Source organism: Brevundimonas sp. 357 (assembly GCF_003938605.1).
Lineage (GTDB): Bacteria > Pseudomonadota > Alphaproteobacteria > Caulobacterales > Caulobacteraceae > Brevundimonas.
Map to the genome: position 1 here is coordinate 155,822 of NZ_RHWX01000005.1, position 18,461 is coordinate 174,282.

Here is an 18,461-nt window from a genome sequence, read left to right on the forward strand (position 1 = left end):
GGAGGCTTCGCCGCCGCTAGATTGCGCCGCCTTGAGCCTAGCCGTGCCGGTGTGGTGAAATTGGTAGACGCGCCGGACTCAAAATCCGGTTCCGCAAGGAGTGTCGGTTCGAGTCCGACCACCGGCACCAGCTGACTTCAAGTCTCCGCTGAGGATTGGAGCGACGCTCTCCTCGGCGCATCGTATCGCGCATGACGACCCGCTAGCGGGATCGCGGACGCTTCAACGGACAAGGGCGCGGCGCCGACCAGGGCGCCGCCCTCGGCGCAGAACGGATTCATCTGCCGCTCCCAGCCGCCGTTGAGCGAGCAGGAATAGCAGCCCGACAGCATCACGCAGACGCCGAGGACCGCGAGGGCTTTCCATGGGCGTGCGGGCATCATCGTCCTTCCTCGTCCCTCGTCTGCAACGCGACTTGTAGCACGGCGATGCGCCCGACGGGCCGTCGCGGCGCAGCTTGCGCGCGTCTTGCGCATTCAAGAGACGAATGCCTCTTGAACAACCGGACACAAGTGTCCACTTAGCGTCTCATGAACCGTCCCTTGCGACAAGACGCCGCGGAACGCCGCGAAAGGCTGCTGAAGGCGGCCGAGGAGGCCTTTGCGCGCGACGGGCTGGACGTGCCCCTGCACCTGATCGCCGAAAAGGCCGGGGTGGGGCGGGCGACGCTGTATCGAAACTTCGCCGATCGGTCGGCGCTGGTGCTGGCGATCTTCGTCGAGCAGATCGAGGATCTGGGCCGCCGCACGCGCGCTCGGCTGGATGATCCCGACGCCTTCCTGTGGTTCCTGGAACAGCTGGTCGCCCTGATGATGACCAGCGCCGGCCTGTCCGCGCTCATCCGCGACCTGAAGGTCGAGGCGATGGAGCCGGTGCGCCAGGGCGTGCGCGAAGCCGGGGCCGAGGCCCTGGCCGTGTCCCAGGCGGCGGGGCGGGTGCGGCCCGACCTGACGGTCGAGGACATTCGCGTCCTGGCCCTGATGCTGGGGGCGCCGTCGCGGGCGGTCGTCTCGCCCGAGGACCGCATCGCCCTCAGCCGCCGCTCGCTGGAGCTGGCGCTGGACATGGTGCGCCCGCAAGGCGGGGCCCCCGCATGAGCCGCCGTCACTGGAATCTGCCGTGGGAGGACTTCTTCGCCACGCTGAAGCCGCACGAGCGGCCGGTCATGCCCGGCTCGCCGTCCACGCCGGACCACGCCATGCCCTGGCGTCTGGCCTATGGCCTGGTCGGCGCCCTGGTCACTCTGACCGGCAGCCTGGGCAATGCGGCCGTGACGGCCAGCCAGCCGCAACTGGCGGGATCGCTGGGCGTGACCCTGGCCGAGGCGGCCTGGCTGCCGGTCATCTTCGTCATGACCAATGCGAGCATGAACCTGCTGCTGGTCAAGTTCCGCCTGCAATACGGTCTGCGGCTGTTCGCCGAGATCGTGCTGATCGTCTTCCTGGCCGCCGCCCTGGCGCACCTGTTCCTGCAGGACTTCGTCTCCACCCTGGTGGTTCGCGCGGTCGCCGGAGTCGCGGCAGCGGGCATGACGACCCTGGGCATCCTCTACATCATCCAGGCCTTCCCGGCGCAGCACCGCCTGAAAAGCATTATCCTGGGCGTCGGCCTGTCTAGCCTGGCCATCCCCATGGCGCGGCTGGGTTTGACCGCCCTGCTGGACCGCGACCTGTGGCGGGCCTTCTACATGTTCGAGGTCGGGCTGGTGCTGGTGACGCTGGCCGCCGTCTTCGCCCTGAAGATGCCGCCCGCCCAGCGCATCAAGAGCTTCGAGCCGCAGGACTTCATCACCTTCGCCCTGTTCGCGCCGGGCATGGCGCTGCTCAGCGCCGTGCTGGGCCTGGGGCGGATCGTCTGGTGGCTGGAGGCGCCGTGGGTCGGCTGGGCCCTGGCCGCCGCCGTCCTGTTGCTGTCGGCCGCCGCCATCCATGAATACAACCGCGCCAACCCCCTGATCGACCTGCGCTGGCTGGCCGGGCGCGACATCGTGCGGCTGATGCTGGCCATCCTGCTGGTGCGGATCGTGCTGTCGGAACAGACGACCGGCGCGGTCGGCTTCCTGCAGCAGATGGGGCTGGGCAACGACCAGATGCACGACCTGTTCTGGGTCATGCTGGCGGCCACGGCGGCGGGGTCGCTGGTCAGCGCCTTCACCCTGAACCCGACCAAGCTGTGGAAGCCGATCTCCATCGCGCTGGGCCTCATCGCCCTGGGCGCCTATCTGGACAGCCACGCCACCGTGCTGACGCGGCCGGGCGAGCTGTACGTCAGCCAGGCCCTGCTGGCCTTCGCCGCCGCCTTCTTCATCGGGCCGACGATGATCATCGGCTTCGGCAAGGTGTTGCAGGGCGGCGGCAAGAGCTTCATCAGCTTCATCATCTTCTTCTCCCTGTGTCAGAACGTCGGCGGCCTGATGGGCTCGGCCCTGATCGGCACCGTCCAGACCCTGCGCGAGAAGTTCCATTCCAACCAGCTGGCCGAGGGCATCGGCCTGGGCGATCCCGAGACGGTGCAGCGACTGCAACAGCTGGGCGGCGCCTACGCCCATGTCATCGACGACCCGGCCCTGCGCCAGGGCGCGGCCCTGCGCCTGCTGCACCAGCAGGTCAGCCAACAGGCCCAGGTGCTGGCCTACAACGACGTCTTCCTGATGATCGCCGTGGTCGCCGCCGTCGGCGCCGTCTGGGTCGCCGTCAACCATTACCGCCCCCGCATCGAGGCGCTGTGCGCCCGCCGTCGCGACGCCGCCCAGGCGAGCCAAGCGCCGGCGCCCTCCGCCGAGTGAACCGGATACGACCATGACCGACGCCTCCCCCTCCGCCCCGCCGCCTCCCGCCCAAGCCCCAACGCCGGCTCCGGCGCCGCCGCCCGCCGCGCCCCCGCCTCTCGTCTCCAAGGAGCGGCGGATGATGTGGGGCGTGGTCCTGGGCGTGATCGCCCTGATCGGGGCCGGACTGATCCTGCACGCCTGGGGCCTGCCGCCGTTCTCGGGCGGACCGCAGACGACGGACAACGCCTATGTGCGCGGCCAGGTGACGATCATCAGCCCCCAGGTCAGCGGCTACGTCACCTCGGTCGAGGTGCAGGACTTCCAGACGGTGAAGCAGGGCCAGTTGCTGGCCACCATCGACGACCGCATCTATCGCCAGCGGCTCGAGCAGGCGCAGGCCTCGCTGCATTCGGCCGAGGCGGCTCTGACCAACTCGGCCCAGAGCCAGGCCTCGGCGCGCGGATCGGTGGCCCAGACGCGCGCCGCCATCGCCGCCGCCCAGTCGGCCGTGACCAAGGCCCGCGCCGATGCGACGCGCGTGCGCACCCTGTTCGAGGGCGGCTGGGTCGCCCAGGCCCAGGTCGACGTGGCCCAGAACGCCCTGCGCGCCGCCGAGGCCCAACTGGCCGAAACCCGCGCCGCCGAGGACGTGGCCCAAACCGGCGTGACCTCGGCCGTGGTCAGCCGGGGCTCGCTGGAAGCCGCCGTCGAGAACGCCCGCGCCCAGGTGCGGCTGGCCCAGATCGATCTGGACAATACCCGCATCGAGGCGCCGCGCGACGGCCGTCTGGGCGAGATATCCATGCGTCAGGGCCAGCAGGTGGCGGTCGGCACGCAGATGACGGCCCTGGTCCCCGACGTGGTCTGGGTCACGGCCAATATGAAGGAGAACCAGATGCGCGACGTGCGCGTGGGCCAGCCGGTCAAGATCACCGTCGACGCCCTGGGCGGCCGCGTCCTGACCGGCAAGGTCGAGCGCATCTCGCCCGCCACCGGCTCCGAGTTCAGCGTCATCCGTCCCGACAACGCCACCGGCAACTTCACCAAGGTGGCTCAGCGCATCCCCGTCCGCATCGCCGTCGATCCGGGGCAGGAAGGCGTCGAGCGTCTGTCGCCCGGCATGTCGGTGACGGCGCGGATTCAGGTGAAGGACTAGGCTCCAGGTCTGGTCCCGCTCATCGCCTGACTTATTGTTGCAGCGCGAAAAAACTTCACCTTTGCAGGGTTGCGTCAGCCTGTCGCAGGCTGCATCTGCTCTGCATGACCCGAGCCCCGACCCCGCCCGCCGAGATCGAGGCCAAGCCGTCGCTTCCCGCCAAGGGGCCGGGCTTCGCCGAATTCGTCTGCCTGATCGCCGTGATGATGGCGCTGAACGCCCTGGCGATCGACGCCATGCTGCCGGCTCTGCCCCACATCGGCGAAGACCTGGGCGTGACCAATGAGAACAGCCGCCAGTGGGTGATCACCGCCTATCTGCTGGGCTTCGGCGTGGCGCAGCTGCTCTACGGCCCGTTGTCGGATCGATACGGTCGCCGCCCAGCCCTGTTCGCGGGCATCGGGATCTACGTCGCCTTCAGCGTGCTGGCCGCCTTCGCCCACACCTTCGACATGCTGATCCTGTCGCGGGTCGGCATGGGGATCGGGGCCGCGGCGACGCGGGTGCTGGCCGTCTCCATCGTGCGCGACCGCTATGCCGGGCGGACCATGGCGCGGGTCATGTCGCTGAGCTTCCTGGTCTTCCTGGGCGTGCCCATCCTGGCCCCCGCCGTAGGGCAGATGATCATGCTGGTCGCGCCCTGGCCGTGGATCTTCGGCGTCTTCGCGCTGGCGGGCGGCGCCTTCATGATCTGGGCGGGGCTGCGCCTGCCCGAGACTCTGCACGCCGAGGACCGGATGCCGATCAATCTCGGTCGCATCGCCGGCGCCTTCCGCTTCGCCCTGACCAGCCGTCAGGGCATGGGCTACACCCTGGCCATGACGGTCATCAGCGGGGCGCTGTTCGGCTTCATCAACTCCTCGCAGCAGATCTTCTTCGACGTGTTCAAGGCGCCGGGCCTGTTCCCCGTCGTCTTCGCCCTGGTGGCGGCGGGCATCGCCGTGGCCTCGATCCTGAACGCCCGCCTGGTCGAGAAGCTGGGCTCGCGCCTGATCGCGCATACGGCCCTGATCGGCTTCATCGGCTTCAGCGCCCTGCACGCCGTGATCGCCTGGCTGGGCCACGACAGCCTGTGGATGTTCGCCGCGCTTCAGGCCTGCAAGATGTTCTGCTTCGGTTTCATCGCCGGCAATTTCGGCGCCATGGCCATGGCGCCGATGGGCCATATCGCGGGCACGGCCTCCTCGGCCCAGGGCTTCATCTCCTCGATCGGCGGCGCCTTGCTGGGTTTCGCCATCGGCCAGCAGTTCGACGGTTCGACCGTGCCGATGACCGTGGGCTTCGTCCTGCTGGGCGTCGCGGCGTTGGCGCTGGTGCTGGCGGCCGAGAAAGGGCGGCTGTTCAAGGCGCAACACCTGCCGCCGCCCGCAGCAAAGGCTTGATCTTTCGGGCGCGAGGGGGCCTTTTCGGGCGCATCTGAATACGGAGCGTTCGATGACCCTGAAGCTGGTCGGGCGGGTTTCCGCCCTCGCCCTCGCCGCCGCCCTCGCCACGTCCCTGGGCGCCTGCGCCACGACCGGAGAGATCACCCCCATGACTCCTCTGGTCCCCGCCGCGCCGGCCCCGGCCCCCGCGACCGACTACGTCAACGACGCCCACTCCTACGCCCGCCCGGCCGAGGCGCGGGTGACGCACGTCGATCTGGACCTGGCCGCCGACTTCGCCGCCAAGACCTTGGCGGGCAAGGCGACGCTGGACGTGACCGGCCGTCCCGGCGCGACCGAGGTGGTGCTGGACGCCAAGATGCTGGACATCAAAGGCGTGACCGACGCTCAGGGCCGCGCCCTGCAATGGAGCCTGGGCGCGTCGGATCCGATCAAGGGCCAGCCCCTGACCGTGCGCATCCCGGCCTTCCAGGGCGGCGAGACGCAGAAGATCGTCATCGACTATTCCACTCGCCCCGACGCCTCGGCCCTGCAGTGGCTCAGCCCGCAGCAGACGGCGGGCGGCCAGAAGCCCTATCTGTTCAGCCAGGGCCAGGCGATCCTGACCCGCACCTGGATTCCGACCCAGGACAGCCCCGGCGTCCGCCAATCTTATAGCGCCCGCATCACCGCCCCGGCTGATCTGACCGTCGTCATGTCGGCCGAGCAGCTGACGCCGAAGGGCGAGGCGGCCGGCGCCGGGACCAAGGCCTGGCGCTTCAAGCTGGACAACCCGATCCCGCCCTATCTGATCGCCATCGGCGTCGGCGACCTGGCCTTCGCCCCGTTCGACGAGCGCACCGGCGTCTGGGCCGAGCCGAGCCAGCTTCAGGCCTCGGCGCACGAGCTTCAGCCGACCGCCGAGATGGTGGACGCGGCCGAGGCCCTGTACGGCCCCTATCGCTGGGGCCGCTACGACCTTCTGGTCCTGCCGCCCAGCTTCCCCTTCGGCGGCATGGAGAACCCCATGCTGACCTTCGCCACCCCGACCATCATCGCCGGGGACCGCTCGCTGGTCTCGCTGGTGGCGCACGAGCTGGCGCATAGCTGGTCGGGCAACCTCGTGACCAACGCCACCTGGGACGACTTCTGGCTGAACGAAGGCTTCACCTCCTATTTCGAGAACCGGATCATGGAGGCCGTTTACGGCCGCGACGCCGCCGTGCAGGAACAGGTTTTGGCCTGGGGCGGGCTGCAGGACGAGCTGAAGGCGCTGGCCCCCGCCGACACCCGCCTGCATCTGGAGCTGACCGGGCGCGATCCCGACGACGGCATGAACACCATCGCCTATGACAAGGGCGCCGCCTTCCTGCGGACCATCGAACAGATCGCCGGGCGCGAGAAGTTCGACGCCTGGCTGCGCGGCTATTTCGAGCGCAACGCCTGGCGGCCGATGACGTCGGAACGTTTCCTGGAGGATATCCGCACGCACCTGATCAAGGGCGACGCGGCCCTGGAGCAACGGCTGCAGCTGAACGCCTGGGTCTATGAACCGGGCCTGCCGTCCAACGTCCAGGCGCCGGTGTCGCACGCCTTCGAGCCGGTCGATGCGGCCGCGCGCGCCTTCTACGTCGCCAAGGGCCCGGCCTCGGCCGTGCCGTGGAAGGACTGGAACACCCAGCAGCGCCTGCGCTTCCTGTCGTGGCGGCCCGAGGGGCTGGCGGCGGGCGCCGACTGGCTGACCCCGGCCCAGCTGGCCGATCTGGAAAGCACGCTGAAGCTGGACCGCGAAGGCAACGCCGAACTGGTCTTCGCCTGGCTGCAGGCCGCCCTGGCCAACCGCTACGAGCCCGCCGTCGCCACGGCCGACCGCTTCCTGACCAGCCAGGGGCGGCGCAAATTCGTCCTGCCGCTGTTCCAAACCCTGTGGGCCGAAGGCGACTGGGGCCGCCCCATCGCCACGCGCATCTACGCCAAGGCCCGACCGCTGTATCACCCGGTCACCAGCAACTCGGTCGATCAGGTGGTGGGGCGTCCGTAAGACCGCCTAGAGGTTCGTCACCTCCGCCCCGTCCTCGCGCGCCAGCCGGTCTGCGAGGATGGAGCGGTGGCAGCCGCAGGCGTCGGCTTCGAAGCACAGCAGGGCGACGCGCCGTTCGCCCGCCGCATGGCGCAGTCGCTGGAAGGCGGCCTCGGCGTCCGGCTCCTGCATATGGGCGCTGAAGACGGCGCGCATGGTCGCGGCGTCGCCCTTGCGCGCCGCGTCGCGCCCGGCCTTGGGCGTGCCCAGGGCGCGCAGTTGCAGATAGTCGAGCCCCTCGGCCTTCAGACTTTCGCCCAGGACGGTTTTGGAAAAGCCCGCGATGCGCGACGAGGCGACCGCCCGCACGTCGGCGACCAGTTCCACCCCCGCCGCCTTCAGCCGGTCGATGACCTGGGCCTGCGTCGCGCCTTCATAGCCGATGGTGAACAGCTTCATGCGGCGATGATGCGCGCAGGATCGCTTGACGCCAAGCCCGGCTGCGGCTCCCCTGCGCCGCGACTGGAGGCGCTGATGATCCAAACCCTGAAGACCCTGTCCCTGGCCGCCGCCCTGATGCTGGCGGCCGCGCCCGCGGCCTACGCCCAGAACCTGCTGATCCGGGGCGGGCCGATCCATACCGGCGACGAAGCCCGGCCGACCGCCGAGGTGGTGGTCGTGCGCGACGGACGCATCGCCTATGTCGGCGCGGCGAACGGCGCGCCCTCGGCCGAGGGGCTGGAGGTGGTGGACCTGAAGGGGGCGGCGCTGTTCCCCGGCTTCACCGACGGCCACGCCCATCTGGACGGCATCGGCTGGCGCGAGACGACGCTGAACCTGGAAGGCTCCGCCTCCGTCGTCGAGGCCATGCAGAGGCTCCGCGCCTGGGCCGAGGCCCATCCCGAGGGCGTCATCGTCGGCCGCGGCTGGATCGAGACCCATTGGCCCGAGAAACGCTTCCTGACCGCCGCCGACCTGGACGCCGCCGCGCCGGGCCGGATCGTGATGCTGACCCGCGCCGACGGCCATGCGGTGGCCGTGTCCAGCGCGGCGATGAAGGCGGCGGGGATCGACGCCTCGACGCCCTCGCCCTCGGGCGGGGACATCCTGAAGGGACCGGACGGCCGGCCGACGGGCCTGCTGATCGACGCCTCGGGCGATCTGATCGCGGGCCTGGCGCCCCAGGCCGATGCGGCGGCCACGCGCGCGGCCTATCGCGCGGGCTTCGACGTCTATGCTCGCTACGGCTGGACCGGCATCCACTTCATGAGCGCGCCGTGGAAGGACGTGCCCCTGCTGGAGCAGATGGCGCGCGACGGCGAGGCCACGGCCCGCGTCTACAACAACATCGACATGGGCGACGCGCGCGCCCTGATGGCGGGCGGTCCACGCGACGCGGGCGACGGCCTGGTCATCACGCGGGCGATCAAATTCTACGCCGACGGCGCCCTGGGCTCGCGCGGGGCCAAGCTGTTCGAGCCCTATTCGGATCGCCAGGACACCACCGGCCTGATGCGCACCTCGCGCGAGGAGGTCATGCCGCTGTATCAGGAGGCGCTGCGCACCGGCGTCCAGATCGCCACCCACGCCATCGGCGACCAGGGCAACCACGACGTCGCCGCCTGGTATGAAGAGGCCCTGCGTTCCGTGCCGAAGGCCGAGTGGAAGCTGGCCGATCCGCGCTGGCGCATCGAGCACGCCCAGATCATCCGGCCCAGCGACTATCACTACTTCGACGAACTGCCGATCATCGCCTCCATGCAGCCTAGCCACGCCATCGGCGACCTGCATTTCGCCGCCGACCGCCTGGGCGACGCCCGTCTGGACGGGGCCTACGCCTGGCATACGCTGGTGGATCGCGGGGTGATCGTGGTCGGCGGCTCGGACGCGCCGGTCGAGCGCGGCGATCCGCTGATCGAGTTCTACGCCGCCGTGGCGCGCCGCGATCTGAGCGGCTTCCAGGGTCCCGACTGGCGCCCGAACGAAGCGGTCGATCGGGCGACGGCGCTGAAGATGTTCACCCTGTGGCCCGCCTACGCCAGCTTCCGCGAGGACGAGCTGGGCACCATCGCGGTGGGCAAGCGCGGCGACTTCACCGCCTTCGACATCGACCTGATGACCGTCCCCGTCGCCGACATCCCCAAGGGCCGGGCCGTGCTGACGGTCGTGGGCGGGCGGATCGTCCACCGGGCGGACTGAGGGGGCCGACTGATCGGGCAGGCGGGCAGGGCGGAATCCCGTCCCTTCTCGTTGCGGGGCGGGGCCGCTTCGGTTAAGCCCCGCCCATGAGATTTTCGCCTCCGGCTGCATCTGCGGCCGGGGCTTGGCGTTGGAGCGTCTGAGATGGCTGATTTCGCCCCCGGTCTGGTCACCGTGTTCGGAGGCTCGGGCTTCATCGGAACCCAGGTGGTGCGCGCCCTGGCCCGTCGCGGCTGGCGCGTGCGCGTCGCCGCGCGCAACGCCAAGAGCGCGCCCCTGCTGCACATGGCCGGCGACGTCGGCCAGGTTCAGGTCGTGCGCTGCGACATCACCGACAAGGCTGCGGTGGCGCAGGCCGTGCGCGGCGCCGACGCCGTGATCAACCTGGTCGGCATCCTGTTCGAGACCGGCGGCCGCAAGTTCCAGACCCTGCACGTCGAGGGCGCGACCAATGTCGCCGAGGCGGCCAGGGCGGCGGGCGCCAAGCGTCTGACCCACATCTCGGCCCTGGGCGCCGACGCCGACGGCAAGGCCGACTACGCCCGCACCAAGGGCGAGGCCGAGGCCGCCGTGCGCGCCGCCTTCCCCGGCGCAGTCATCGTGCGCCCGTCGATCGTCTTCGGCTCGGGCGACCAGTTCCTGAACCGCTTCGCCGCCATGGCGACCTGGTCGCCGGTCCTGCCGCTGATCGGCGGCGGCCAGACGAAGTTCCAGCCCGTCTATGTCGCCGACGCCGCCGAGGCCGTCGCCCGCGCGACCGTCGCCCCCGAAGCCGAGGGCGAGACCTATGAGTTGGGCGGGCCGTCGGTCTGGACCTTCGAGGACATCCTGAAGTTCATCCTGCGCGAGACCAACCGCAGGAACATCCTGCTGCCGCTGCCCTTCCCGGTCGCGCGTCTGATCGGCTCGCTGGCTCAGATCCCGGCCGTGATCGGCCTGGCCCCCGCCCTGACCAAGGATCAGGTCGTGCTGCTGGAGAGCGACAACGTCGTGGCGCCGGGCGCCAAGGGCCTGGCCGATCTGGGCGTCGAGCCTTCGGGGCTGGAGGCCATCGCGCCGAGCTATCTGTGGCGCTACCGCGACGGCGGCCAGTACGCCGAAAGCCCCGCCGCCTGATCTGTCTGATTTCGGCGCGTTTTCGGTGTTTCTTCCTGCCTTCGTCATCCTCGGGTCAAGCCCGAGGATGACGGCTTAGGGTTATCGATTCTACAGCGCGCCCGTCACGCCCAGGCCGATGATGCCGACGACGCCGACCACGATGCGCCACCAGGCGAAGGGGCCGAAGCCGCGCTTGGATACGAAGTCGAGCAGGAAGCGCACCACGGCCAGGGCCGAGACGAAGGCGGCGATGAAGCCGATGGCGATCAGGCCCAGGTCGCTGAAGTCCAGCACGTCGCGGTTCTTGAACAGATCATAGAAGACCGCCGCCCCCATGGTCGGCAGGGCCAGGAAGAAGCTGAACTCGGCCGCCGACCGCTTGTCCGTGCCCAGCAGCAAGCCGCCGGCGATGGTGGCGCCCGAGCGCGACACGCCGGGGATCATGGCCAGGCACTGGAACAGGCCGATCAGGAAATAGACGCGGAAGGGATAGCGGTCCGCATCGAGATAGGTGGGGATCTTGTTCATGCGGTCCAGCCACAGCAGCAGCACCCCGCCGACGATCAGGGCGACGCAGACCACCAGCGGCGTCTCGAACAGCACCGTCTTGATGAAGCCGTAGGCCAGGAAGCCGATCACCACGGCGGGGGCGAAGGCGACCAGCAGGCCGATCAGGAAACGCCGCGCCTCGGGGTCGAAGGGCCAGCGCGTCGCCAGCGTCCACAACCGCTTGAAATAGACGCTGATGATGGCCAGCAGGGCGCCCAGCTGGATGACGATCTCGAATGTCTTGCCGGTGCTCTCGAAGCCGAGGAAATGCCCCAGCAGCAGCAGGTGGCCGGTGGACGACACCGGAATGAACTCGGTCAACCCTTCGACCAGACCCAGAAGGATCGCCGTCAGCCAGTCCGCCATGAATGCTCCGTCTCGATCTTTACGTCGGGCGCGCTGCGCCCTGCGGCGTCCCGTCTCCTCTCCTTAGCGTCCCAGCCCCGTCGCCGCCATTGGCGCGGGCGCCGTTTTGGGCGACAAGGGCAGGGAAATGACCGCCTCCCCCCTCGACGCCGCCCATGAGACCACGCGCCGGATCACCACCTTGTCGGTGGCGACGGCGGTCCTGCTGATCCTCATGAAGGCCTTCGCCCTGGGCGCGTCCGGCTCGGTCTCCATCCTGGCCAGCCTGGCGGATTCGACGCTGGACCTGATCGCGTCGCTGGCGACCTTTTTCGCCGTGCGCTGGGCCGCTGCGCCGCCCGACGACGACCATCGCTATGGACACGGCAAGGCCGAGGGCCTGGCCTCCCTGGTGCAGGCGGGCATGGTGCTGGCGTCCGGCGTCTTCATCGGCTGGGAGGCGGTGCAGCGCATCTTCGATCCCCGCCCCGTCACCTCGGGCGGATGGGCCGTCGGCGTGGTCGTCCTGTCCATCGCCGTCACGGCGGGCCTGGTGTGGATGCAGACGCGGGCGATGAAGAAGACCGGCTCCCTGGCCGTGGCGGGCGACCGCGCCCACTACGTCGCCGACCTGGCCGCCAGCGTCGTGGTGCTGATCGGGGTGATCTCGGGCGCCTTTCTCAAGGCGCCGGGGCTGGACGCGGCGGCGGGCCTGGTGGTCGCGGTCTGGCTGGCCTGGGGCGCGATCAATCTGCTGAAGGGCGCGGCCGGCCACCTGCTGGACCAGGCCGCCTCGGACGAGGAGCGCGCCGCCATCGTCGCCGCCGTGACCGAAGACCCCCGCATCGCCAACGTCCACCAGCTGCGCACCCGCATGGCCGGTCAGGCCCTGATGGTGCAGATGCACGTCGACCTGGACCCCGAGCTCAGCCTCAAGGCCGCGCACGACATCATCCTGGACGCCGAGAAGAGGGTGCTGAAGGCCTTTCCCCACGCCGACATCCTGATCCACGCCGACCCGCGCGGCGCGGCCGAGCCGCACGGCGGCGCCTTCACTCCGCCCCGCCCGACGGCGCCGGAATCGACCGCGCCCGACGCGCCTGTGGCCCGCAGCGGCTCCTGGTCCTGACCCCCTGCGACAATCGCGCGCGGTAAACGGAGCCTTAACGCGCGCGGGCGCATGAAGGCGGACGATGTCCACGCCCGCCGTCCTCTATCATTTCGCCTTTCATCCGGCTTCGCGCACGGCGCGGCTGGCGCTGGGCGAGGCCAAGGTCGAGTATGGCGAGGAAGCTGTCCGCCCGTGGGAGGACGACTGCCCCCTGTTCGAGCTGAACCCCTCGGGCATGCCGCCGGTGCTGACGACGACGGAAAAGAACCGGCCGCTGACCCTGTGCGAGCTGGACGCCGTCCTGGGCTGGCTGGAAGACCGTTCCAAGGGCGACTTCCTGCTGCCCGCCGATGCGGCCGAGCGCGCCGAGGCGCGCCGTCTGGCGACCTGGTTCAGCCGCCGCTTCACCGACGAGGTGGACGCCGTCCTGCTGCATGAGCGGATGGAGAAGCCCCTCCTGCGCCTGGGACCGCCCGACGCCCGCATGCTGCGCGAAGGCCGCGAAGCGCTGAAAAGCCATCTGACGGTGCTGGAGCCGCTGGCGTCGAGTCGCGAGTGGCTGGCCGGGCGCCGTCTCAGCCAGGCCGACCTGATCGCGGCGGGCCATCTGTCGGTGCTCGACTATTTCGGCGAGATCGCCTGGGCGTCCTGGCCGTCGCTGAAGCTGTGGTATTCCAAGCTGAAGTCGCGCCCCTGTTTCCGGCCTCTGCTGGGCGACCGTTTCCCCGGCGTGCATCCGGCGCCCTGGTACGCCGACCTCGACTTCTGAGGCTCCACAGGGCTAAAGCGAAATCGGTTCACATGCGATCGCATGTGAACCCAGATCTTCGCTCAAGCATTTATTTTGGACCATTGATCTGAGTTTGGATTGATTCAATCCAAACCGATAATGGTCTAAAGCGCCCTCATGGCGGCCGATCCCCGCATCTTCATCCGACAGCGCGCCGCCGAACTGGGCTTCGGCGTGTGCCGCTTCGCCTCGGCCAGCGATCCGTGGAGCGCGGGCGAGAAGCTGGCCCATTTCGTCGATGCGGGTCGTCACGGCGACATGGGCTGGATGGAGACGACGTTGGAGCGCCGCGCCCACCCCACCGCCATGTGGGACGCGGCGAAGACCGCCATCGTCCTGGGCATGAACTACGGCCCCGACGAAGACCCCCGGCCCGAGCTTGAGGACGCCTCGGCGGGCTATATCTCCGTCTATGCGCGCGGGGACGACTATCATGAGGTCATCAAGGGGCGGCTGAAGATCCTGGCGGGCCAGATCGCCGCGCGGCTGGGCCAGGAGGTCAAGGTCTTCGTCGACACCGCCCCTCTGATGGAGAAGCCGCTGGCCCAGCGGGCGGGCCTGGGCTGGCAGGGCAAGCACACCAATCTGCTCAGCCGCACCCACGGCAACTGGCTGTTCCTGGGGACTATACTGACCGCCGCCGAGATCGAGCCGGACGAGGCCGAGGTCGAGCATTGCGGCCGCTGCACCGCCTGTCTGGACGCCTGCCCGACCCAGGCCTTTCCGGCGCCGTTCCAGATCGACGCCCGGCGCTGCCTCTCCTACCTGACCATCGAATATGCGGGCGCCTGGCCGCGCGAGTTCCGCATCGCGACGGGCAATCGCATCTACGGCTGCGACGACTGTCTGGCCGCCTGTCCGTGGAACAAGTTCGCGCAAGGCGCGTCGGAGGCGCGGCTGCAGGCGCGCGACGCGCTGAAGTCGCCGCCGCTGGCGGACCTGCTGGCGCTGGACGACCCCGCCTTCCGCGCCCTGTTCACCAAGAGCCCGGTCAAGCGGATCGGCCGCGACCGCTTCATTCGCAATGCCCTGTATGCGGCGGGCAATTCCGGGGACGCTGCGCTGATCGCGCCGGTCGAGGCCCTGCTGGACGACCCCGCCCCCGTGGTGCGCGGCGGGGCGATCTGGGCGCTGTCGCGTCTTTCGCCGGAACGGTTCGCGGCCGAGCGCGCGGCGCGGCTACGGCAGGAAACGGACGAAGAGGTCAAACAGGAATGGTCCTTCTCCCCTTGAGGGAGAAGGTGGCAGGCGCAGCCTGACGGATGAGGGGTGTTTGCGGGAGGCTTGAAGGTCGGACACGCCCCGGCCTCATTGTCTGAAGGCCGCGTTGACACCCCTCATCCGAGCGCCTTGCGGCGCCCACCTTCTCCCTCAAGGGGAGAAGGATCATTCCACATCAAACGCCAGCATCAGGGTCTTCTGCGCCGGATTGGCGTTGTCGTCGGACAGGATGTAGAGGCGCGTGCCATCTGCGCGGCGCTCGGCGGCGATCCCCTCGAAATTGTCCGTCAGGCCCGGCAGCTTCAGCTCGACCAGCACCGGCCCCAGCGCGCCGTCGGCGTCCATCCGGCGCACGCGGGCGCGCACGTCGAAGGGCGGGCGCCAGGACCGCTGCACCGCGAACCAGCCGTCGCCGCCGGGATCGCGCTCCAGCCCCGTCAGCCGCCAGCTGTCGGCGGGCCGAGTGGGTTCGACCACGGTGCGGCAGCCTTGCTCTGAACAGTCCCACACGCCGCCGTCTTCGCCGCCGACGCGCCAGCCGCCGGGGGCCGTCGCCAGCGCCTCCAGGCCTTCGTTCAGCGGGAAGTCGACCGCCGGATGCGGCCGCGCTTCGGGCTGGGCGTTCAGCGTGTCCAGCGGGCCATAGCTCCAGATGCGATGCTCGCGCTCGAAGCTGACCAGCACCTCGCCGTCTTCGCTCAGGGCCAGCCCCTCGGCGTCGCCCGCGGCCTTATCGGCGATCGGTTCACCGTCGGCGGTCGTCAGCCGCCGCACCCGCAGATCGTGCAGCCCCGTCAACTTCCCGTCTGCATCCAGCTCAAGCCGCCCGCGCACCAGGTCGCCGGAATCCGACACGGCGACGAAGTCGCCGTCGCCCGTCAGCTTCAGGTCCGACAGTCCGTGCAGGCTGGAGACGGGCGCCGCGATCAACTGCACCCCGCCCGCATAGCGCACGCCCTTGGCCAGTCGGGCGCCGCCGGGCCAGCCCAGGCCGACCTGCCGGGTCGAACCGCCCGCGGGCGCCCAGCCGTCGGCCGTCGCCGCCGGCGTCCAGGGATGGGACGTGACCGCCGCCCCGGCGCAGGCGGCCAGGGCGAGGGAGATCAGGGCGGCGACATAGAGGCGGCGTTTCACGCCGCGCGCTTGTGCGGAACCCGTCCGCCCTTGCTGCTGACCGCCTTCGGTTCGGCCTCGAACAATTCGGCCAGCTTTTCGGTCATGGCGCCCGCCAGTTGTTCCACATCGACGATGGTCAGGGCGCGGCGATACCAGCGGGTCACGTCGTGGCCGATGCCGATGGCCAGCAGCTCGACCGGGCTGCGCGTCTCGATCTTCTCGATCACTTGGCGCAGGTGCTTGTCCAGATACAGGGCCGCGTTGGCCGACTGGGTGGAGTCGTCGACCGGCGAACCGTCCGAGATGACCATCATGATCTGCCGCGCCTCGGGCCGGGCCAGCAGGCGGTCGTGCGCCCATTCCAGCGCCTCGCCGTCGATGTTTTCCTTCAGCAGGCCCTCGCGCATCATCAGGCCCAGGTTCTTCTTGGCCCGGCGCCACGGCGCATCCGCGCCCTTGTAGATGATGTGGCGCAGGTCGTTCAGGCGGCCGGGGTTGGCGGGCTTTCCGGCGCTGATCCAGGCCTCGCGCGACTGACCGCCCTTCCAGGCGCGGGTGGTGAAGCCCAGGATCTCGACCTTGACGCCGCACCGCTCCAGCGTCCGCGCCAGGATGTCGGCGCACACCGCCGCCACCATGATCGGCCGCCCGCGCATCGAGCCGGAGTTGTCGATCAGCAAGGTCACGACCGTGTCGCGGAACGGGCTTTCGCTCTCCATCTTGAACGACAGGGGGCTGGTCGGGTCGGTGATGACGCGGGTCAGGCGCGCCGTGTCCAGCATCCCTTCCTCAAGGTCGAACATCCACGAGCGGTTCTGCTGGGCCAGCAGCCGCCGCTGCAATTTGTTGGCCAGGCGCGAGACCACGCTGCCCAGCGTCGACAGCTGGGCGTCCAGCAGGGCGCGCAGCCGGTCCAGCTCCATCGGGTCGCACAGTTCGGCGGCGTCGATGACCTCGTCATAGGCGGTGGTGAAGGCGCGATAGACCTCGACCGCGCGGCCGTCGTCCTGGGTCTGCTGATGGTTGGGGCGGTCGCCTTCGCTCAGTTCGGGGGCGTCTTCCCGGCCCTCGCCGTCGGGTTCGCCCGGCGTGCCGTCGGGGCGGGCCTGGCGCTCGTCCTCGGCCGACTGGTCGTCGGCCGTGCCGTCCAGGGAGTCGCCGCCCTCGCCGCCGTCCTGTTCTTCCTGCTCGTCCTGATCCGCCTGGTCCTGATCGGGCTTGTCGGCGTCGTCCTCGCCGTCCTCCTCGGGCGAGTCGCCGCCGTCGGCGTCGCCGGGGTCCAGATCCAGCGCGCGCAGCAGATCCTTCATCCGCGCGCCGAAGGCCGCCTGGTCGTCGCCCAGGGCCGCCAGGGCGTCCAGCTCGGCGCCCGCCTTGGCCTCCAGTTCGGCGCGAACCCGGTCCAGCATGGTCTTGGCGCCGTCGGGGGCGGGCTCGCCCGTCATCCGTTCGCGTAGCAACAGGGCGGCCGCCTCGGCAAGCGGCACCTGGGCCGCCTCGGCGCGCAGGGCGCCTGATTTCTCCAGCCGTGTGACCAGGGCGGACTCGAGGTTGCGCCGCACGCCTTTCAGCTCGCGCGCGCCGACGGCCTCGACGCGGGCCTGTTCGACGGCGTCGAACACCTCGGCCGCGTTCATGTCGACGGGGCGCAGCCGCGCGTCCAGCGCCGGGTCGTGATTGGCCAGACGCAGCGCCATTCGGTCGGCCTGACCACGCAGGGCGGCGCTTTCAGGCGCGGCCGGATCACGCGGCGGGTGGGGCAGGGTCAGCACGCCGCTGGACAGCTTGGGTCCGTCGCCGCCGAAGCGCACCTCCAGCTCGGCCTGTTCGGCCAGGGCTCGAGCGGCGTGCGCCAATGCGCGCTTGAAGGTCTCGACGGGGGTCTCTGCGGCGGCCATGCGCCACACATAGCCCATGGCGCGCCGAGGGGAAGAGGGCGAAGCGCCCTACCGGGGTTTCAGCCGCACCCGCATGACGCCGCCGGGGCCGACCTCGACATCGAACCGGCCGGTGGCGCGGACCAGTTCGGACAGCTTGGCGTGACCGTAGGTGCGTTGGTCGAAGTCGGAGTAGGTGTTGCGCAGGCGGTTGGCGACGCCGCCGATGTTGACCCAGCCGTCGCCGTCCTCGTCCATGTCGGTGATGGCGGTGGCGATCAGGGGAACGGCTTCGGCGGGTTTGCGCTCGGCCGGCGGCGCCGCGGCCACGCCCGCCTCGGCGGCGGCGCGCCCGGTCAGGTTCTCGGTGTAGATGAAGCGGGTGCAGGCCTGGCGGAAGCTTTCGGGCGTCTTGCGCTCGCCGAACCCATAGACCGGCACGCCCTGTTCACGAATGCGCGCCGCCAGCCGGGTGAAGTCGCTGTCCGACGACACCAGGCAGAAGCCGTCGAACCGTCCCGAGTGCAGCAGGTCCATGGCGTCGATGACCAGGGCGATGTCGCCCGAGTTCTTGCCCTTGGTGTTCTGGAAATTCTGCTGCCACTGAATCGCCCAGCGGGGCAGCACGTCGATCCATCCCCGCAGCGCCGGGCTGGCCGCGTCGCCGTAGATGCGTCGCGCCGAGGCTTCGCCCAGGGTCGCGATCTCGGTGAACAGCGCCTCCGCGATCCGGGCCGAGGCGTTCTCGCCGTCGATCAGCACGGCCAGGCGCGGTGCGCGGGCGGCGGGGTTGAAGGCGTCCGTCGGCATGAAGGCTCCGGCGAGGGGAGGAGAGGCGCGAAGGC

15 protein-coding genes and 1 tRNA gene are annotated in these 18,461 nt (G+C 70.0%); 11 read left to right on the forward strand and 5 right to left on the reverse strand.

The features are described 5' to 3' along the window. Positions 1-45 precede the first annotated feature (45 nt). The 6 genes from EGK63_RS06440 (at position 46) to EGK63_RS06465 (ending at position 7,331) form a co-directional block, all read left to right on the forward strand. A tRNA-Leu gene (locus EGK63_RS06440) sits at positions 46-130 on the forward strand. Between the two features lie 412 nt (positions 131-542). Then, positions 543-1,097, forward strand: a complete 555-nt coding sequence (locus EGK63_RS06445) for a TetR/AcrR family transcriptional regulator (RefSeq protein ID WP_243637602.1) — start codon at positions 543-545, stop codon at positions 1,095-1,097. Next, complete coding sequence (locus EGK63_RS06450) at positions 1,094-2,785, forward strand: MFS transporter (RefSeq protein ID WP_125900461.1); 1,692 nt, start codon at positions 1,094-1,096, stop codon at positions 2,783-2,785. The genes EGK63_RS06445 and EGK63_RS06450 overlap by 4 nt, the downstream gene beginning before the upstream one ends. Positions 2,786-2,798: 13 nt before the next feature. Then, a complete protein-coding gene (locus tag EGK63_RS06455) occupies positions 2,799-3,926 on the forward strand; it encodes an HlyD family secretion protein (RefSeq protein WP_165906546.1) in 1,128 nt (375 codons plus the stop codon). A 104-nt stretch (positions 3,927-4,030) separates the two neighbouring features. Beyond that, entirely contained in the window at positions 4,031-5,308 is a 1,278-nt protein-coding gene (locus tag EGK63_RS06460) for a multidrug effflux MFS transporter (RefSeq protein WP_125900462.1), read from the forward strand. Positions 5,309-5,360: 52 nt separating this feature from the next. Next, entirely contained in the window at positions 5,361-7,331 is a 1,971-nt protein-coding gene (locus EGK63_RS06465; RefSeq protein WP_125900463.1) for a M1 family metallopeptidase, read from the forward strand. Positions 7,332-7,337: 6 nt separating this feature from the next. Here the strand turns inward: EGK63_RS06465 and EGK63_RS06470 are convergent, their stop codons facing one another. Beyond that, positions 7,338-7,769: a DUF488 family protein gene (locus EGK63_RS06470; protein WP_125900464.1), complete on the reverse strand. Its 432-nt coding sequence runs from the start codon at positions 7,767-7,769 to the stop codon at positions 7,338-7,340. A 75-nt stretch (positions 7,770-7,844) separates the two neighbouring features. Here EGK63_RS06470 and EGK63_RS06475 point away from each other — a divergent pair, with 75 nt between their 5' ends. Both EGK63_RS06475 and EGK63_RS06480 read left to right on the forward strand, forming a co-directional pair. Continuing rightward, a complete protein-coding gene (locus EGK63_RS06475) occupies positions 7,845-9,509 on the forward strand; it encodes an amidohydrolase (protein ID WP_125900465.1) in 1,665 nt (554 codons plus the stop codon). 144 nt (positions 9,510-9,653) lie between these two features. Next, positions 9,654-10,625, forward strand: coding sequence for a complex I NDUFA9 subunit family protein (locus EGK63_RS06480; RefSeq protein WP_125900466.1), 972 nt, complete (start codon positions 9,654-9,656; stop codon positions 10,623-10,625). A 90-nt stretch (positions 10,626-10,715) separates the two neighbouring features. On the opposite strand, the gene EGK63_RS06485 is transcribed toward EGK63_RS06480, so the two are convergent. After that, complete coding sequence (locus EGK63_RS06485; RefSeq protein WP_125900467.1) at positions 10,716-11,522, reverse strand: undecaprenyl-diphosphate phosphatase; 807 nt, start codon at positions 11,520-11,522, stop codon at positions 10,716-10,718. A 127-nt stretch (positions 11,523-11,649) separates the two neighbouring features. Here EGK63_RS06485 and EGK63_RS06490 point away from each other — a divergent pair, with 127 nt between their 5' ends. The 3 genes from EGK63_RS06490 (at position 11,650) to queG (ending at position 14,635) form a co-directional block, all read left to right on the forward strand. After that, on the forward strand, positions 11,650-12,630 hold the full coding sequence (locus EGK63_RS06490; protein WP_243637603.1) for a cation diffusion facilitator family transporter: 981 nt from the start codon (positions 11,650-11,652) through the stop codon (positions 12,628-12,630). Between the two features lie 64 nt (positions 12,631-12,694). Beyond that, positions 12,695-13,381 (forward strand): glutathione S-transferase family protein, encoded by a 687-nt coding sequence (locus tag EGK63_RS06495; protein ID WP_125900468.1) that lies wholly within the window; start codon positions 12,695-12,697, stop codon positions 13,379-13,381. A gap of 138 nt (positions 13,382-13,519) precedes the next feature. Beyond that, entirely contained in the window at positions 13,520-14,635 is a 1,116-nt protein-coding gene (queG, locus tag EGK63_RS06500) for a tRNA epoxyqueuosine(34) reductase QueG (protein ID WP_125900469.1), read from the forward strand. A 153-nt stretch (positions 14,636-14,788) separates the two neighbouring features. On the opposite strand, the gene EGK63_RS06505 is transcribed toward queG, so the two are convergent. Genes EGK63_RS06505 through EGK63_RS06515 form a run of 3 tightly spaced genes read right to left on the reverse strand, consistent with a single transcriptional unit; the run spans position 14,789 to position 18,426 of the window. After that, positions 14,789-15,757: an esterase-like activity of phytase family protein gene (locus tag EGK63_RS06505; protein ID WP_125900470.1), complete on the reverse strand. Its 969-nt coding sequence runs from the start codon at positions 15,755-15,757 to the stop codon at positions 14,789-14,791. Beyond that, positions 15,754-17,637: a cobaltochelatase subunit CobT gene (gene cobT, locus EGK63_RS06510; protein ID WP_125900471.1), complete on the reverse strand. Its 1,884-nt coding sequence runs from the start codon at positions 17,635-17,637 to the stop codon at positions 15,754-15,756. Before cobT ends, EGK63_RS06505 begins: the two co-directional genes overlap by 4 nt. A gap of 48 nt (positions 17,638-17,685) precedes the next feature. After that, on the reverse strand, positions 17,686-18,426 hold the full coding sequence (locus EGK63_RS06515) for an NYN domain-containing protein (protein WP_125900472.1): 741 nt from the start codon (positions 18,424-18,426) through the stop codon (positions 17,686-17,688). Positions 18,427-18,461 lie beyond the last annotated feature (35 nt).

What these genes read in the sequence shown, in the direction of transcription:
- EGK63_RS06460 (WP_125900462.1), top strand. Translation starts at nt 4,031, where the DNA reads ATGACCCGAGCCCCGACCCCGCCCGCCGAGATCGAGGCCAAGCCGTCG.
- EGK63_RS06450 (WP_125900461.1), top strand. Translation starts at nt 1,094, where the DNA reads ATGAGCCGCCGTCACTGGAATCTGCCGTGGGAGGACTTCTTCGCCACG.
- EGK63_RS06465 (WP_125900463.1), top strand. Translation starts at nt 5,361, where the DNA reads ATGACCCTGAAGCTGGTCGGGCGGGTTTCCGCCCTCGCCCTCGCCGCC.
- EGK63_RS06485 (WP_125900467.1), bottom strand. Translation starts at nt 11,522, where the DNA reads ATGGCGGACTGGCTGACGGCGATCCTTCTGGGTCTGGTCGAAGGGTTG.
- EGK63_RS06475 (WP_125900465.1), top strand. Translation starts at nt 7,845, where the DNA reads ATGATCCAAACCCTGAAGACCCTGTCCCTGGCCGCCGCCCTGATGCTG.
- queG (WP_125900469.1), top strand. Translation starts at nt 13,520, where the DNA reads ATGGCGGCCGATCCCCGCATCTTCATCCGACAGCGCGCCGCCGAACTG.
- EGK63_RS06495 (WP_125900468.1), top strand. Translation starts at nt 12,695, where the DNA reads ATGTCCACGCCCGCCGTCCTCTATCATTTCGCCTTTCATCCGGCTTCG.
- EGK63_RS06515 (WP_125900472.1), bottom strand. Translation starts at nt 18,426, where the DNA reads ATGCCGACGGACGCCTTCAACCCCGCCGCCCGCGCACCGCGCCTGGCC.
- EGK63_RS06490 (WP_243637603.1), top strand. Translation starts at nt 11,650, where the DNA reads ATGACCGCCTCCCCCCTCGACGCCGCCCATGAGACCACGCGCCGGATC.
- EGK63_RS06470 (WP_125900464.1), bottom strand. Translation starts at nt 7,769, where the DNA reads ATGAAGCTGTTCACCATCGGCTATGAAGGCGCGACGCAGGCCCAGGTC.
- EGK63_RS06455 (WP_165906546.1), top strand. Translation starts at nt 2,799, where the DNA reads ATGACCGACGCCTCCCCCTCCGCCCCGCCGCCTCCCGCCCAAGCCCCA.
- cobT (WP_125900471.1), bottom strand. Translation starts at nt 17,637, where the DNA reads ATGGCCGCCGCAGAGACCCCCGTCGAGACCTTCAAGCGCGCATTGGCG.
- EGK63_RS06480 (WP_125900466.1), top strand. Translation starts at nt 9,654, where the DNA reads ATGGCTGATTTCGCCCCCGGTCTGGTCACCGTGTTCGGAGGCTCGGGC.